Source organism: Micromonospora sp. WMMD956, assembly GCF_029626125.1.
Taxonomy (GTDB): domain Bacteria; phylum Actinomycetota; class Actinomycetes; order Mycobacteriales; family Micromonosporaceae; genus Micromonospora; species Micromonospora carbonacea.
The window spans coordinates 4,066,754-4,080,270 of the sequence record NZ_JARUBI010000005.1 but is presented as its reverse complement, the minus strand read 5'-3'; the positions used below and the strand labels follow the sequence as shown (position 1 = coordinate 4,080,270).

Sequence of the window (13,517 nt, the reverse complement as noted above, 5' to 3'; positions counted from 1 at the left end):
GCGCGACATCATGGCCCTCTTCGGCGCGGGGGTGGGGACCGACACCGGAACGTCGAGCAGACCGAGGAGCGCAGATCACCATGTCCCCGTCCGCCGATCCGTCCGAGCTGTGGCTACGCCGCTACCGGCCCGTCGACGACCCTGCCGTCCGGCTGTTCTGCTTCCCGCACGCCGGGGGCGCGGCCAGCGCGTACCTGCCGTTCGCCCGCCGGCTCGCCGCCGACGTGGACGTGCTGGCGGTCCAGTACCCGGGCCGGCAGGACCGCCGCAGCGAACCCTTGATCGAGTCCGTCGACGCCCTGGTGGACGGGCTCCTGCCCGCCCTGCTCGCCTGGGCGGACCGACCGGTGGCCTTCTTCGGTCACAGCATGGGCGCCACGGTGGCCTTCGAGGCCGCCCGCCGGCTCCCACCGGCCGCCGCCGATCGGCTCGTGCACCTCTTCGCCTCCGGCCGCCGTAGCCCGTCCGTCGGGCGGCGGGACCGGTTCTACCGGTTCGACGACGAGCTGATCGACGAGATCCGCCGGCTCCAGGGCACTGATTCCAGCCTCCTGGACGACAGGGAACTGCTGGACATGCTCCTCCCCGCCATCCGCAACGACTACCGGGCCGCCGCCGCCTACGAACACCGGCCAGGGCCCAGGCTGCGTTGCCCGGTCACCGTACTCGTCGGGGCCGCCGACCCCCACGTCACCGCCGACGAGGCCGCGGCGTGGGCCGAGGTGACCGCAGCGGCCACGATGGTCCGCACGTTCCCGGGCGGGCACTTCTACCTCAACGATCAGCTCGACGCTGTGTGCGCCGAGGTCACGACCACCCTCGCAGCGGTGTCCACGACCGCCCTAACGGCGGCGCCGGGTGCCGACCCCGGCTGAGACCCCGACCGTGCCGGGTCCGCCACGGCACCCCGGGCGGCTCGTCAGGCCCGGCTCGCCCCGGTGGCCACGCCCTGGTGCAGTTCCAGCCGAGCCCCGGTGAAGGTGCTCCGCATCCGCCGGTCGTGCGTCACCACGACCAGCGCTCCGGCGTAGCCGTCCAGCGCCTGTTCCAGCTCCTCCACGAGCAGGGGCGCGAAGTGGTTGGTGGGCTCGTCCAACAGCAGCAGGTCGGCCGGGCGGGCGACCAGCCGGGCCAGGTCGATCCGGCGGCGCTGCCCGACGGAGAGCGTCCCGACCGGCATGCGCAGGTCATCGGGCCGGAACAGACCACGGGCGAGCAACTCCTCCGCGTACTCCTCGGGATGCCCCGGCCGACCCGACGCGTACGTCTCCAGCAGAGAGCGCCCGGGCTGCCCGACCGTCACGTCCTGACGCAGGTGGCCGATCCGAGCCGGCAGCCGCACCGTTCCGCCGTCGGGCACGAGTTCCCCGGCGAGCACCCGCATCAGGGTGCTCTTACCCGCGCCGTTGGGTCCGGTCACCAGCAACCGTTCGGCGGGGCCGATGGTCAGCTCGGGCACGTGCAGGCGGCGGCCCACCCGGACGTCGGTCAACTCGACGCGGCGGGTATCGGCGTCCGTGGCGTCCGGGGCGACCGACGCGGTGAAGCGCAACGGGTCGGCGGGTCGCGGTACCGGATTCTCCCGCAGCCGGCGAAGTCGCTCGTTGGCGTTGCGGGCCTTACGTGACGTCGCCGTCGACGATGACCGGGAGCGGTGGGCACCGGCCCCGCTGAACGCCGCCGGTCCCTTGCGGGAAATCGACCGGAGCATCGTCCCGGCCCGCTCCGCGAGTTGGGACTGCCGCTCGACCTCGGCCACCCATTCCGCGTACGCGCGCTCCCGGCTCTCCCGGAGGGCGGCCTTGGCCCGCAGGTAGCTGGCATAGCCGTCGCCGTACCGGTGCACGGCCCGCGTGTCGGTGTCGACCTCGAGGATGGTGGGGGTGACCGACTCCAGGAACACCCGGTCGTGAGTGACCACGACGACGGTGCCCCGGTGCGACCGCAGGTGATCCTCCAGCCACTCCACGGCCTCGATGTCGAGGTCGTTGGTGGGCTCGTCGAGCAGCAGCAGTTCCGGCGCGGCGGCCAGGGTCGCGGCGAGCGCGAGCCGGGACCGTTCCCCGCCGGAGAGCGTGTCGACGTCGCGGTCGCGGTCGAGCTCGGCCAGGCCGAGACCGTGCAGGGCGGCGTCCACCCGGGCGTCGGCCTGGTAGCCGCCGCGGGCCTCGAACACAGTGAGCAGCGTGCCGTAGGCGTCCAACTGCTCGGGCGTGGCGGTGGCCAGGTCCGCCTCGGCGGCGCGCAACCGCGCCTCCAGGTCTCGCAGGTCGGCGAGCGTGTGGTCCACCACATCCCGTACGGTGCTGCCGCCGGCCGGCAGCCGAAGCCGCTGGGCGAGATAGCCGATGCCCCCGGGCGCCGAGACGGTCAACTCGCCGTTGTCCGGCGTCTCCAGCCCCGCGACGAGCCGCAGCAGGGTCGACTTCCCCGACCCGTTCTCGCCGATGACGCCGACCCGCTCCCCCGGCTTGACGGTGAGCGAAACGCGGTCCAGGACGACCCGCTCGGCGTAGTGCTTGGTGACCTCGCTCAGGACGAGCTGCGAATGGGCTGGCGGCGGGCTGTTCCGCAAGGGGGCCTCCTGTGTCGGAACTGGCACGTCCGAACGGTCGCGGACTCTCGGAGGGGAACCATCTTAGGGAGCTCCCCGCACCAATGTCCGATTTCCACCCCAGTCAACCATGTGGTCGGCATACCCACTTTGCTGACCGGCTCGACGCCACCGGCCTCCGACCTGGGTCAGTCAGAGAGCGTTTCGCATGTCTGTCAGTCGGGTGTGTTGAAGGTGCGGCGTTGTTGGCGGGTGGCGGGTCCGCCTCGGGTGAGACGGGCGAGCATGCCGGCGATCGCGGCCCAGCGGATCATGGCCTCCGAGGTCGCGGGGCGTGTTTCGTAGTCGCGGGCCAGGCGGCGGTGGGCGGTGAGCCAGGCCAGGGTCCTCTCCACCACCCAGCGGCGGCGGTGCACGACGAATCCTTGCTGGTCGGCGGGTTTGCGGACGATCTCCAGGGTGGTGCGCAGGATGTCGCGGGCCCAGTCGACCAGACGCCCGGCGAACCCGGAGTCGGCGAACACATGCCGGATCGGCGTCGCCGCATAGGTGGCGAGCAGGGCGCCCTTCGCGCCGTCGCGGTCCTGCCAGGATGCGGCCAGGACCCAGACGGTGACCAGCAGGCCCAGGGTGTCGGTCACGATGAACCGTTTACGACCGTTGACCTTCTTCCCGCTGTCGTAGCCGCGGGTGTCGGAGTGCACGGTGTCCGCGGCCCGCACGCTCTGGGAGTCGATGATCCCGGCGGTGGGCTGCGGCTGCCGGTCGTGGGCCAGGCGGACCTGCTCCCGCAGCTCGGTGAGGATCCGCTCGGTCACACCCCGGCGGTTCCACCGCTGGAAGTGGGAGTACACCGTCTGCCAGGGCGGGAAGTCGCTCGGCAGGTACCGCCACGCGCAGCCGGTACGCACCACGTACAGGATGCCGTCGACGATCGCCCGACGAGGATGCTTCTCCGGTCTACCCATCCACTGCGGCGACGGCAGCATCGGCTCAACGATCTCCCACTCGCCATCGGTCAGGTCAGACGGGTACCGCCGCACACGATCCACACCCGTCTACCGACCGAGCCCGGCCCATCGATCGCACCCACTGTGCGACACACCCGACGAGCACACATCCCAAACGCTCTCTCAGACGCGGAGAAGAACCACCTACCCGGTCCGTCTGCTCTGCCGGCTCCTCGGCGTCGGCCACAGCGCCTTCTACGACTGGCTGCGACAGGGACGCCGTCGTGCCCACGAACGGAACGCCACGACCGGCAGCGCGTCGAGTTCACCCAGCAAGCACGGCCAGAGCACCGTGGCGTCTACGGAGCCCGACGGCTCACGGCCGAGCTGCACGAACGCGGGCACCGGTGGAACCGCAAGTCGGTAGCAAGGCTGATGCGGCTGGCCGGCATCGAAGGCACCCACCGCCGGCGGCGCGGTAAGGGCCGCCGCAAGGCCGCGTCCACCGCGACCGCGCCGGACCTGGTCCAGCGGTAGTTCACCGCGACCGGACCCAACGGCTGCCGAGCACCCACCGAGCACCGGACCCGCGGCACGGAAACGAGAAAGGCCCCGACCCGGGGTGAAACCCCAGGCCAGAGCCTTGCTGCTGGTGCGCCGCCAGGGACTCGAACCCCGAACCCGCGGATTAAGAGATAGACATTGGTCGAGTCATTGCGTCCAACCCGGTCGCATGAGTCCATCTGTTCGTGGTCAGGCCCCAGCTTCAGCAGAGCGGCGCCCGGCCTGGTCCATCGCGCGCTGGCCCCGTCCATCGCGCCGGAGCACCCACGGAGCACCCCGCGATGCGCGTGCAGATGGTGGCCCGCCTGCCGACCATCGGGTCACGACCTACACATCGCGACTCGGCGCCACAGAGACCCTTGCATGACAATGGCCACTACCAGAGTGGCACCTGTTGACTGTCCTGCGCCCGGGCTGCTGCTCGGCTCGGCCGGGAGGACCTCCTGCCGGACGCACGCCATGAAGGACGCCGCCCAGATTCGTCGCTGAAAACGCCGACGCTTACGGACTTCCGTTGCTGCAGCGACAGTTCGATCTCCTGCGCGACGAGTGCCGTGGCGGAACCACTGGTGCCAACACAACCCAAGGCTACCAACTGGGCGAATAGGGTGCTGGTCAGATAGTCCCTGACTGTGTGGAAGTCCAGGTACTTGGGGGCATCTCGGCGCTCGAGATGCTTTTCGACCTGCTCGCGAGGCATGCACATCCCGGAGATCATCGAGGTACTCTCGACGTCCAGAGTGTCGAGCTGACAGATCTTCACGAAGCTGGGCGTCGGAACCATGCGGTAATCCCCACCTGGTTCTCGCTGTTCGCACTTCTTGTCGAGGTTCCGCATCTCGTCGAGTTGTTGCCGAAAGTGGTCGTCGACACGACAACGCCAGGACGAACCGTCCGGGACCATCCGCTTGTACTGCACCAGGACGAAACTGCGTCGTTGCTGGTGGTAGTAGATGAGGTCGATACCGAGCCGGGTTTCGATCGGCCACCGGTTGACGTTCATGATTTCCAGCGTACGCCCATTACCGTCGGCAAACCTCCGAACGGCCAGCCGGTCGCTTTCCTGGCGGGTCCAGCCGAGGAACGTGTTCGCGTCGTGTTCGACCATCGGATCTTCTCGTGGCGTCATGCCAGGCCGCGGGGGAAGGAAGGATTCGCGCTCGGAGATGCTGTCGATTTCATCCTCTGTAAGGAACCCGTCGGCCGGCAGCAGGTCGGGAGCGCCGGTGAACGCACACAGAGTTGCGAAAGAGTCTCGTTCCTCCGCCAGCGCCGCCTTGCGTGGTGCCGGCAGGTCGATGTCCCTGATGCCGAACAGTGATCCAATCACCGGGTCAAGCTCGGGGTCCTCAGCCAGCAGGATATCGAGCACGACTCTGCTTGCTTTGTCGGTCAGCTTGCCCTGACGCTCCAGCGGCCGTCGCTGGTCCTTCCGAAGTACGGCCCGCAGACGGCTGAGTTCCATCGGACGTTTGAGTTGAGTCAGCTCTCGCAGCTGAAACGCCCAACGGAGGTCATCGGCCCTGCTGTCGTCATCGACTCCTGCCACGAAATGTACGGCTTGCCGATATAATAGTAGGACTACGTCGACCCTGACCCGCGACTGGATTGGGAAGGAGACTCGGCAGCCACCCGTACCGGTGCCTCGTGCTCGCCGATCAGCGACCTCCTGTAGATACGACATGCACGTATCGTCGGCAAAAACTATCCCCAACTGGCGGCCGCCCACTGTGCCTCCCTGCGATCGGCCGAGGTGCGAGTTTCCGTTTTAGCTATTTCGCAGTCGCTCCGGGCGCGACGACCACTCGTTCGCGAACGTCTCCATCTGGCGGACGACCAGGTCAACGGCCGAACGCTCGTGATCGGGCGGATAGTCGTAGCGAGACAGCAGGCGGCGGATATGGCTGCGGAGCTTGGCACGTACCGGTTCACGGGAGAACCAGTCCGCCGTGATCGACGACTGGATCGACTTGACCAGCTGCCGGGTGATCTCCGCCAGGGTGCCAACTCCGTGGGAACATGGGTCCAGCTGACCACCGCAGACGCACCCGGTCAGTGGCATGTGCAGACGTTGATCGGTGTACGCTTCGGCGCGAGACGAGCAACCGCTGACGCTCATCGGTTGGTCAGCAGCAGCGGCAACAACGAGTCGCGTAGCTGCTCAGTCACCTCGACAATCTCCCGGTGTAGTGCGGCCTTGTCCTCGAGGGCGCTCATGATGTCCCCTATGGTCGCTTGCACTGCGAGCGGTGGCACGAGTACCGGCAAGGCCCGCAGAGTGCTGAGGGTCAGTGTTGGCACTGTGGCTGTGGATGCATGCCGGGCGGTCCAATCGCGTACCGTCGGATACCGCAGATAATGCAGCAGGTACCGGGGATCGATTTCCGGTTTCGGGCGTAGCCGAAAACAGGCGGTGCCGACGACCCATCCCTTGTGCTCCAGGCCGGCGAGGGCTTGCTTGCCGAGGTCTCCGGTGCGCACGCAGATCAGATCTCCGGGGTCGAGTCGATACCGATCCAGCCGAGCGGACGCCTCAGCTGCCACCAGCACGGTGCTTCTATCCGCAATACGCCCGTGTAGCAAGTGCTTTGGTGCGACGACTTCGACCGGCACACCGTCGGTCTCCACTGGCCGGATCATGCTGTTCGAAGGGCCGGCCACCACGTGACATACGTCGGCTAGCGGCATCTCCTGCCAGCCGTCCGGTACCGGACCGATCGGCGAGTTCACAGCGAAAGCTCCTTCAGATGGGCCTCGATGGTCCGGTCGAGACGAGCGGCTTGTTCGGCGAGCCGGTCGAGTCGCTGGGTGAGTTCGTCCACCTGCCGGGCTCGCGTCTGTAAGTCTGGTGCCTCATTTAGCGGAGTGACATAGACGCGGGGGTTGAGCCGGTATCCGTCGCTACGAATCCTTTCAAGTGGCACTGCGGCGGCGAACCCTGCGACGGTGTCAATCCGGTGTTCGCGCCAGCCCCGGTACGTCTCGACGATCTTGTCAATGTCTGCGCCAGAGAGGGTTCGGCGGGGCCGCTGCTGGACGCTGCCCATCTCGGTTGCGTCAACGAAGAGCACCTCCTCGGGCGGGCCGGCAAGCGAGCGCCGCAGGAGCCATAGCGCAACTGGGATGTCAGTGCCGGGAAACATCTGACCTGGAAGCGCGATGACTGCCGACACCACCCCATCATCGAGCATCGCGGCCCTGATATTCCGCTCCTGTGTGTTCTCCGAGAGTCCCGCACCGTACGGCATTACCACTGCAGCCCGGCCACCAGGGTTGAGTGAGGCGAAGATGTACTGCAGCCAGGCGAAGTTGCTGTTGTGCGCCGGTGGCGCACCGTACCGCCACCACCCACCAAGTCCGCGGTCACCACTCCAATTCGACAGGTTGAACGGTGGATTTGCCGTTACCACGTCATACCGGCTCTCCGGCGCCCCACTTGGCAGGCTTTCGGCGGCCCGCGGTAGCACCTGCGGCACCACCCCCCTCAAGCGCAGGTTTAGATACGCCAACGCGCACGAGCGCCCCGAGTAATCGGAGATCGCTACCGTCAACCGTTCGACCGCTTCGCCCTGCCCGATCAGCCGGTCAGCGATCGCGGCAAGAAAGCCACCAGTCTTGCAACAAGGGTCAAGCACCCGATCGCTCTGCGCCGGCTCAAGCAACCCCGAAGCTAGTCCTGTGATGGCCCTGGGCGTGTAGAAGCCCCCCCCACCCTTGCCGACTGCCCCGCTGACCTGGTCAAGCACCGCACCAAAGACCTGCGGAAGGGGGACTTCGTCGGGGTCAATCCGGTCGATCAACTCGAGAAGGGGCGCCATCTGACGCGCCTCGACGGTCTTGCGGAGCGGTTGCAGCAGAGGATACAGGAGATCGACGTCCTCCCCGTTCGCCGACCAGTCAGCGACGATTGTTCGCTCGACATTCGAGGAGCCATCGGCCAGTACCTGCCAAGCGGGACTGCCGCGCATGTACAACAGGACGAGCACGACGTCACCGAACTCCATGACGTTGAGCATCCCCCGGTATCGGTCGAGGCCCCGCCAGAGCGTTTCACTGTAGCGTCGCATCGTCGCGTCATCCGTCAACGACGAACGCGTCTGTTCATCCGATATTTGGATCATGTCCCCTGCCCTCGTCCTGCTTGCCCCGATCACCCTGCTTGTCCTTCGGGCCTTGTCGGCGCGGGATGATCCGCAGCCAGAGATTCAGGAGATCCTTCGACTCCCAAGGCAGTATCCGATGCGCCAGGGCGAGGAAGAACGCACCAACAGCTACCCCCCACGGAGCGTCAGCCAAGGCGATGCCAAGCGGCGCAACCACGCTGGTAAACATGCCAGACAACGGCTTGACGATCATCGGCATCCGCCGGGCAGCCAGAGGTTACAGCCAGAGAGGCATACCTGAACCCCTCGCGACACCACCCGAGACTTCGTCGCATCCAAGAGCCGCCCCTTCCGCCGTAGGCCACTCCACTGTAGACGCGTATGGGTCTGCGCGCAACGCGCAGACCCATACGCGTGCGGTGCATGTCCTCGGTCGCACAACCACCTCGAATCGGCGCCTGGGGAACTCCTCGCGCAGCGCCAGAAGCGGGGCGTCGCCACATTGCCCTGCGCTACCGAACTTCGGGTCTGCCGCATCGGCAGGTGACAGGTGTGGACACGCGGCCTGACTAGCCGGTGGATGCAGATGGTCTCGAATTCCATGGGGGTCGACCGGGACAGTGACCGCTGTCGTCGGTGGCTGTGGTGGATCCCGTTGGTCCAGGTCACGATCGCCATCCGTAGTTGCTCGCGGGTGGCCCACGATCGCCGGTTGAGGACGGTGTCCTACTCGACATGATCATCTGGACGGCAAGGGACGACGGATCGGCTGCGAGGGCGCGCCTTCCACCGAGGTGGTTCGGCATGCCCATCAGCAACCTCATCCCCTACGAAAGGGTCGCTCCAGAGCCGATCCCGCCTCAAGATATAGGGTAATGGTCCATGATCCCGCGGACCGAGCCTGGGCGCACAAAAGCCCTATGCGGACTGCCATACAGGCCTACCCATCCGCTGGACAGCCATCAAGGGACTGAGCCGGCGGCTCCTCGCCCTCATCGTGGTGAACCCCTGCCGCCCCACGGCGCCGGGCGGCACCACCGGGTGATGGAGGTTCCCCTGCACGCGAACCCGCCGAAGTCCCCCTCGCCAGCAGCGTAATCGGCAACGACCGGCTCCATGCCACTCATCGCCCGACAAGGTCTTCCCCGTCGTGAACGCCCCACCAACTCGGCGCGTGCCTGTGCAGCCTTCCGGAGAAGCGGGTCAGCAGCAGCCAGTCGGCGTCGAGGATCAGCGCGGCGTCCTCCGCTCGCTCGCCCAGCACCCGGGCCACAGACGCCAGCATCTCCCGCGTGGCCCGGTCGGAGGATTCGCCCTTACCCAGTCGGAAGCCGATGGTGACGTACCGCTCCGGTTCCCACTCCCACACCGAGCCGTCAGCATCCTCGGCCTCGAAGTAGCCGTGGGAACCGGCGTAGATGCTCACCGTGTAACCACACCGATCACTGAGGTCCGCACTCAACACCCGGGGCCTGCCATCTACCGCCGACTCCTCGACACCCTCCGGAGCGACGACGCCGGCCAGCACATCGAGGGGAACATCGCCGGCTAGCGTCAAGCGGTACTCGGTCGCCATGGATAGCCCTTCAGTCTCGTCGCAGGATCTGGATTATCGCCCCGCTGCGCGTCACCGCCACCAGTTCCTTCAACCCTGCGATCGGCCAGTCGTCGAACTGCTTCTGCAACGCCGCGAGATCACCGCGCCAGTCGTGGAGGTTGACCACCACCCGTTGGGTCTGCTCACTGGCGATCTTGTCGTCAACCCCGCTCCACACGCCTCGCACGCTCTTCGCCGGCGTCGGGGAGTAGCAGTCGAAGACGTGTCCCTCGATCAGATAGTCGGGATCCTTGCCCGGTTTACCGGAATCACCGGTACCGAGCCGGGCGTCGGCGACCTCCTGCCTGGTCGGGTTCTGGTGGAGCAGGTATCCCTCAGCGGCGACGGTATCGGCGCATTCGTTCTCCAGCTCTAGGGAGCGCCGCACGCGTTCGTCCTCCTTCGGAGGAATCCGGGTACGCCGACCGGTAGGCGAGCCACCGCGCTCTCCGGTGGGCCTGCGCGTCCACGACGTCGTCACACCCATGCCGGCAGACGATGTGGAAACTGAAGCAGGGCTGGCCGGTACGACACCGCCAGCCCCGCTCAATTTCCCGAGGACCCCAGCTGTCGCGCCTCGGCGATCGCCACGTCAACCACCTGACGGGTGGTAGCGGTGCGCTGGACCAGCACGACAAGCACCTGTTTGACGCTCTCCAGCGCCTGGAGGAGCGGCCCTGGCTGCCCGCCCTGCAACACCGCGACGACAAGCTGCTGCGCCTCACCGACGTGCATGATCGTGGCGGCCGTCTGGTCGCGGATGCCGTCGACCGCACTCCGCACCGGAGCCAGCCCATTGATTGTCTCCCCCGGACTGCCCTGCTGAGGGACACCAGCGGTCGCCTTCGTGGCATCACCGACGGCACCGGCGAGACCGCCCAGTCCGCCCCGGACAGTGGCGATGGCCCCGCGAATCCGCGCCACACCCGCAGCGACCGCAGCGAACCCGGCACCCGCAGCCCGCAGCCCGATCTCCTGCGTCTGCTGCTCAGCAGCGGCAGCCAGACTCTGCGCGCGTTCGACCCCGGCGGCCAGCGTACGTAGCTCCGCAGTGATCTTCTCGACGTACGACACGCTGCCGTATTCCTCCACCTGGCGACGAGAGCCCCTCAGGAGCTTCAACCTACCGGCACGGCACCGACCTCACCAGACGCCGCAGAGCAGTAGGCGATCCCGGCGACGCCAACCCGGTCCAAACGGCTCTCGAGCAGCCATCGAGCACCGGGCCACCTACCCGGAAACGAGAAAGGCTCCGACCTGAGAGGGTGGTTCGGTAGCTTTCGTCCAATATGGGTTTGGGCTGGCATGTGAATGTGAGCCGTGGTCGTAACCGGTAGGTCCGGCCGGCGTTGGGCTGATCATGGGTGAGCGTGCGGCGTATCCGAGTGACCTGACCGATGAGCAGTGGGCGGTGGTGGGTCCGTTCCTGCAGGCGTGGAAGGACCGGCATCCGTCGGTGTCGGGGCATCAGGGTCGCTACGAGCTGCGGGAGATCGTGAATTCGATCTTCTACCAGAACCGGACGGGTTGTCAGTGGGCGTACCTGCCGCACGATCTGCCGCCGAAGTCCGCGACGTATTACTACTTCGCCCAGTGGCGTGACGACGGCACTGACCAGGTGATTCATGATCTGCTGCGGTGTCAGGCGCGGGAGAAGGCCGGCCGTCGGGAGGATCCGACCGCGGTGGTGCTGGACACTCAGTCGATTCGGGCGGCCAACCACGTCCCGGCGGCGACGACCGGCAAGGACGCGGCGAAGAAGGTGCCGGGCCGTAAGCGGGGCCTGGCGGTGGACGCGCTGGGGTTGATCATCGCGGTGGTGGTCACCGCGGCGTCGGTCACCGACAATGCGATCGGTGTGAGGCTGCTGGACAACGTCCTCGCGCACACGCCGACGGTGACCAAGGCGTGGGTCGATGCCGGGTTCAAAGACGACGTGCAGATCCACGGCGCGGTCCGAGGTATCGATGTCGAGTAGGTCCTGCGGTCCGACACGACGGCCGGGTTCGTGCCGGTGAAGCGCCGGTGGGTGGTGGAGCAGACCAACGGCACGTTGATGCTGCACCGCCGTCTGGTCCGCGAGTACGAGAGCCGACCCGCCTCCGCGGTGTCACGCACCTGGTGGGCCTCGACGGCGAACCTCATCCGCCGGTTGACCGGCACCGCCACCACGTCCTGGCGCGACCAACGGTGACGCAGCCGACGCTGCTGGCCCTGCTCACCGAACGCGAGAACGCCGCCGGCCTGGCCGTCGAGCGGCTCCGCGCCCAGATCGCTTCCCTCGACGAGCAGCTCACCGCGGCCGAGACCGAGGTCGCCGAACTCGCCATCACCCGCAAGACGCTCCTGAGCCTGGGCGGCCCACTCGATCCGGCGGCACCTGCTGACCCGACCGTCGCCAGCCCCGCCTACCAACAGATCCTCGCCGTGTTCCACGGCGCCAACGCACCGATGCGCGCCAAGGACATCTGCCAGGCCCTCGCCGCCGGCACCACCGCGAAGGACACCGAGAATCTCCGCGCGAAGCTCAAACGCCTCGTCGCCCGCCAGATCCTCACCGAACCCGAGGCCGGACTGTTCACCCTGGCCCCGCCGACGGCGTCCGCGTAACCCCCACCACCAGGGCCGCTAACGAACCGTCAAACCCGCATCGGACAAAGCCTCCCGAACCACCCTCTGAGGCATAACCCCAGGTCGGAGTCCCTTGCTGCTGGTGCGCAGCCAGGGACTCCGCCGTGCCATTGCTCGCGATCCTCGGCGGGGTCATCTTTCATTGGCATGACGAGAGTGTCCGTTGCGCTTCGGGAACAGGTCGCGCTGGGGCTTGTGGCTTCAGCTCGGGTCTGTTGATCGATGCCGATTCGGGCAGGTCAAGGATATTGGGTAGGAGTCGGGGTGCTGCTGAGCCATTGCGGCTGTGTCCACAGTCTGGGCCGTCGAGCCGATCGCCCGGCTCAGCGCGAGGCAGCGGCCTCCGTCGCAGGTTCGGCGGTGTGCACCAGGCGTGGATGCCTAAGCGGCCGTGGCAGCAGCACAGCCTTCTGTTGCGGGAATCGTGTGCCCCCGTAGTGGAAGATCTGGGCGCAGTTCTGCCCGCGCGTCTCGGTTGCCAGGGCACGGCCGGCGAGCCGCGAGTACATGCGGCTATGTTTCAGCCAGGCAGCCTCTTCGCCGTGCCGGTCGAACCCACAACCGGTTGCCGCGTGTCCGAACACATCGTGGACGGCGCGAAACATGTCGTTCTCCCCGTCGCTGAGGTACGGATGCGGATTGCCGGTGGCCGCGCTCGCCCAGACCTTTAGCCGGCGCTTCCGCACGTCGTCCGTTAGCGAGGCCATGTCCGGGTACGGATCGGTGTCGATGATCCGCACGGATACGCCCAGGCCGCCGTACTCCTGCCGGCCCACCAGGTAGTGGTACTGCCGCACCGTCTCCCGGCAGAACGCGGCGTAGGCGGCATAGGCCCGCTCGTCCCGCACGGGCGCGGCCATGTAGGCGTCGGCAATAGCCGCGCCGACGACAGGGTCAAGGCGCACTCGCGCGTACGCCAGGGCGGTTGGGCCGCCCATAGAACCCGTGCGGTACCGCTGCGCGCCACGCCAGACGTACTCGATTGGCCGAATCGTGGAGGCCGCAGAAGACACAGGTACGAGCAAGGGGTTTCATGATCCTCCTTGGATAGTCAGGTTGGGGGGGCGGCTTCGGTCAGCGCACTGACGAGCGCACCTACAGCGGGGACAGCGCGCTGG

At 67.3% G+C, this 13,517-nt stretch carries 13 protein-coding genes, 1 tRNA gene and 1 pseudogene; 3 read left to right on the top strand and 12 right to left on the bottom strand.

Annotation, left to right across the window (positions count from 1 at the left end; all coding sequences use genetic code 11):
- The first annotated feature begins 80 nt into the window (after window positions 1-80).
- Window positions 81-875 (top strand): alpha/beta fold hydrolase, encoded by a 795-nt coding sequence (locus tag O7628_RS18745; protein WP_278132322.1) that lies wholly within the window; start codon window positions 81-83, stop codon window positions 873-875.
- 44 nt (window positions 876-919) lie between these two features.
- Here O7628_RS18745 and abc-f read toward each other — a convergent pair whose 3' ends face one another.
- The 11 genes from abc-f to O7628_RS18690 all read right to left on the bottom strand — a co-directional run bounded on the left by abc-f (window position 920) and on the right by O7628_RS18690 (window position 10,842).
- The gene (abc-f, locus tag O7628_RS18740) at window positions 920-2,575 is read right to left on the bottom strand and encodes a ribosomal protection-like ABC-F family protein (RefSeq protein WP_074479447.1); all 1,656 of its coding nucleotides are present in this window, start codon (window positions 2,573-2,575) and stop codon (window positions 920-922) included.
- Window positions 2,576-2,769: 194 nt separating this feature from the next.
- Window positions 2,770-3,597 carry an IS5 family transposase gene (locus O7628_RS18735; protein ID WP_278132320.1) on the bottom strand — a complete coding sequence of 276 codons (828 nt, stop codon included), beginning with the start codon at window positions 3,595-3,597 and terminating at the stop codon, window positions 2,770-2,772.
- Window positions 3,598-4,154: 557 nt separating this feature from the next.
- Window positions 4,155-4,285: transfer RNA gene (locus O7628_RS18730), tRNA-OTHER, on the bottom strand.
- Window positions 4,286-4,444: 159 nt separating this feature from the next.
- Window positions 4,445-5,533 carry a hypothetical protein gene (locus tag O7628_RS18725; protein WP_278132318.1) on the bottom strand — a complete coding sequence of 363 codons (1,089 nt, stop codon included), beginning with the start codon at window positions 5,531-5,533 and terminating at the stop codon, window positions 4,445-4,447.
- Window positions 5,534-5,836: 303 nt separating this feature from the next.
- On the bottom strand, window positions 5,837-6,130 hold the full coding sequence (locus O7628_RS18720) for a type I restriction enzyme endonuclease domain-containing protein (RefSeq protein ID WP_278132315.1): 294 nt from the start codon (window positions 6,128-6,130) through the stop codon (window positions 5,837-5,839).
- A gap of 53 nt (window positions 6,131-6,183) precedes the next feature.
- Window positions 6,184-6,798: a restriction endonuclease subunit S gene (locus O7628_RS18715; protein ID WP_278132313.1), complete on the bottom strand. Its 615-nt coding sequence runs from the start codon at window positions 6,796-6,798 to the stop codon at window positions 6,184-6,186.
- Window positions 6,795-8,072, bottom strand: coding sequence for an N-6 DNA methylase (locus O7628_RS18710; RefSeq protein WP_278132311.1), 1,278 nt, complete (start codon window positions 8,070-8,072; stop codon window positions 6,795-6,797). Before O7628_RS18710 ends, O7628_RS18715 begins: the two co-directional genes overlap by 4 nt.
- A gap of 97 nt (window positions 8,073-8,169) precedes the next feature.
- Window positions 8,170-8,424, bottom strand: coding sequence for a hypothetical protein (locus tag O7628_RS18705; protein ID WP_278132309.1), 255 nt, complete (start codon window positions 8,422-8,424; stop codon window positions 8,170-8,172).
- An 870-nt stretch (window positions 8,425-9,294) separates the two neighbouring features.
- A complete protein-coding gene (locus O7628_RS18700; RefSeq protein WP_278132307.1) occupies window positions 9,295-9,747 on the bottom strand; it encodes a SitI3 family protein in 453 nt (150 codons plus the stop codon).
- Window positions 9,748-9,757: 10 nt separating this feature from the next.
- A complete protein-coding gene (locus O7628_RS18695) occupies window positions 9,758-10,156 on the bottom strand; it encodes a hypothetical protein (protein WP_278132305.1) in 399 nt (132 codons plus the stop codon).
- 158 nt (window positions 10,157-10,314) lie between these two features.
- The gene (locus O7628_RS18690; RefSeq protein WP_278136348.1) at window positions 10,315-10,842 is read right to left on the bottom strand and encodes a DUF6244 family protein; all 528 of its coding nucleotides are present in this window, start codon (window positions 10,840-10,842) and stop codon (window positions 10,315-10,317) included.
- Window positions 10,843-11,128: 286 nt separating this feature from the next.
- Here O7628_RS18690 and O7628_RS18685 point away from each other — a divergent pair.
- Window positions 11,129-11,962 (top strand): annotated as a pseudogene (locus tag O7628_RS18685) (IS5 family transposase).
- Window positions 11,959-12,378: a hypothetical protein gene (locus O7628_RS18680; protein WP_278127552.1), complete on the top strand. Its 420-nt coding sequence runs from the start codon at window positions 11,959-11,961 to the stop codon at window positions 12,376-12,378. The pseudogene O7628_RS18685 and the gene O7628_RS18680 overlap by 4 nt, the downstream one beginning before the upstream one ends.
- Window positions 12,379-12,722: 344 nt before the next feature.
- Here O7628_RS18680 and O7628_RS18675 read toward each other — a convergent pair whose 3' ends face one another.
- Complete coding sequence (locus O7628_RS18675; RefSeq protein WP_132399304.1) at window positions 12,723-13,304, bottom strand: hypothetical protein; 582 nt, start codon at window positions 13,302-13,304, stop codon at window positions 12,723-12,725.
- Between the last annotated feature and the right edge of the window lie 213 nt (window positions 13,305-13,517).

Excerpts from the sequence above, each read along its gene's own strand:
- O7628_RS18705 (WP_278132309.1), bottom strand. The coding sequence starts at position 8,424 with ATGATCGTCAAGCCGTTGTCTGGCATGTTTACCAGCGTGGTTGCGCCG.
- O7628_RS18720 (WP_278132315.1), bottom strand. The coding sequence starts at position 6,130 with ATGCCACTGACCGGGTGCGTCTGCGGTGGTCAGCTGGACCCATGTTCC.
- O7628_RS18725 (WP_278132318.1), bottom strand. The coding sequence starts at position 5,533 with ATGGAACTCAGCCGTCTGCGGGCCGTACTTCGGAAGGACCAGCGACGG.
- O7628_RS18700 (WP_278132307.1), bottom strand. The coding sequence starts at position 9,747 with ATGGCGACCGAGTACCGCTTGACGCTAGCCGGCGATGTTCCCCTCGAT.
- O7628_RS18710 (WP_278132311.1), bottom strand. The coding sequence starts at position 8,072 with ATGGAGTTCGGTGACGTCGTGCTCGTCCTGTTGTACATGCGCGGCAGT.
- O7628_RS18745 (WP_278132322.1), top strand. The coding sequence starts at position 81 with ATGTCCCCGTCCGCCGATCCGTCCGAGCTGTGGCTACGCCGCTACCGG.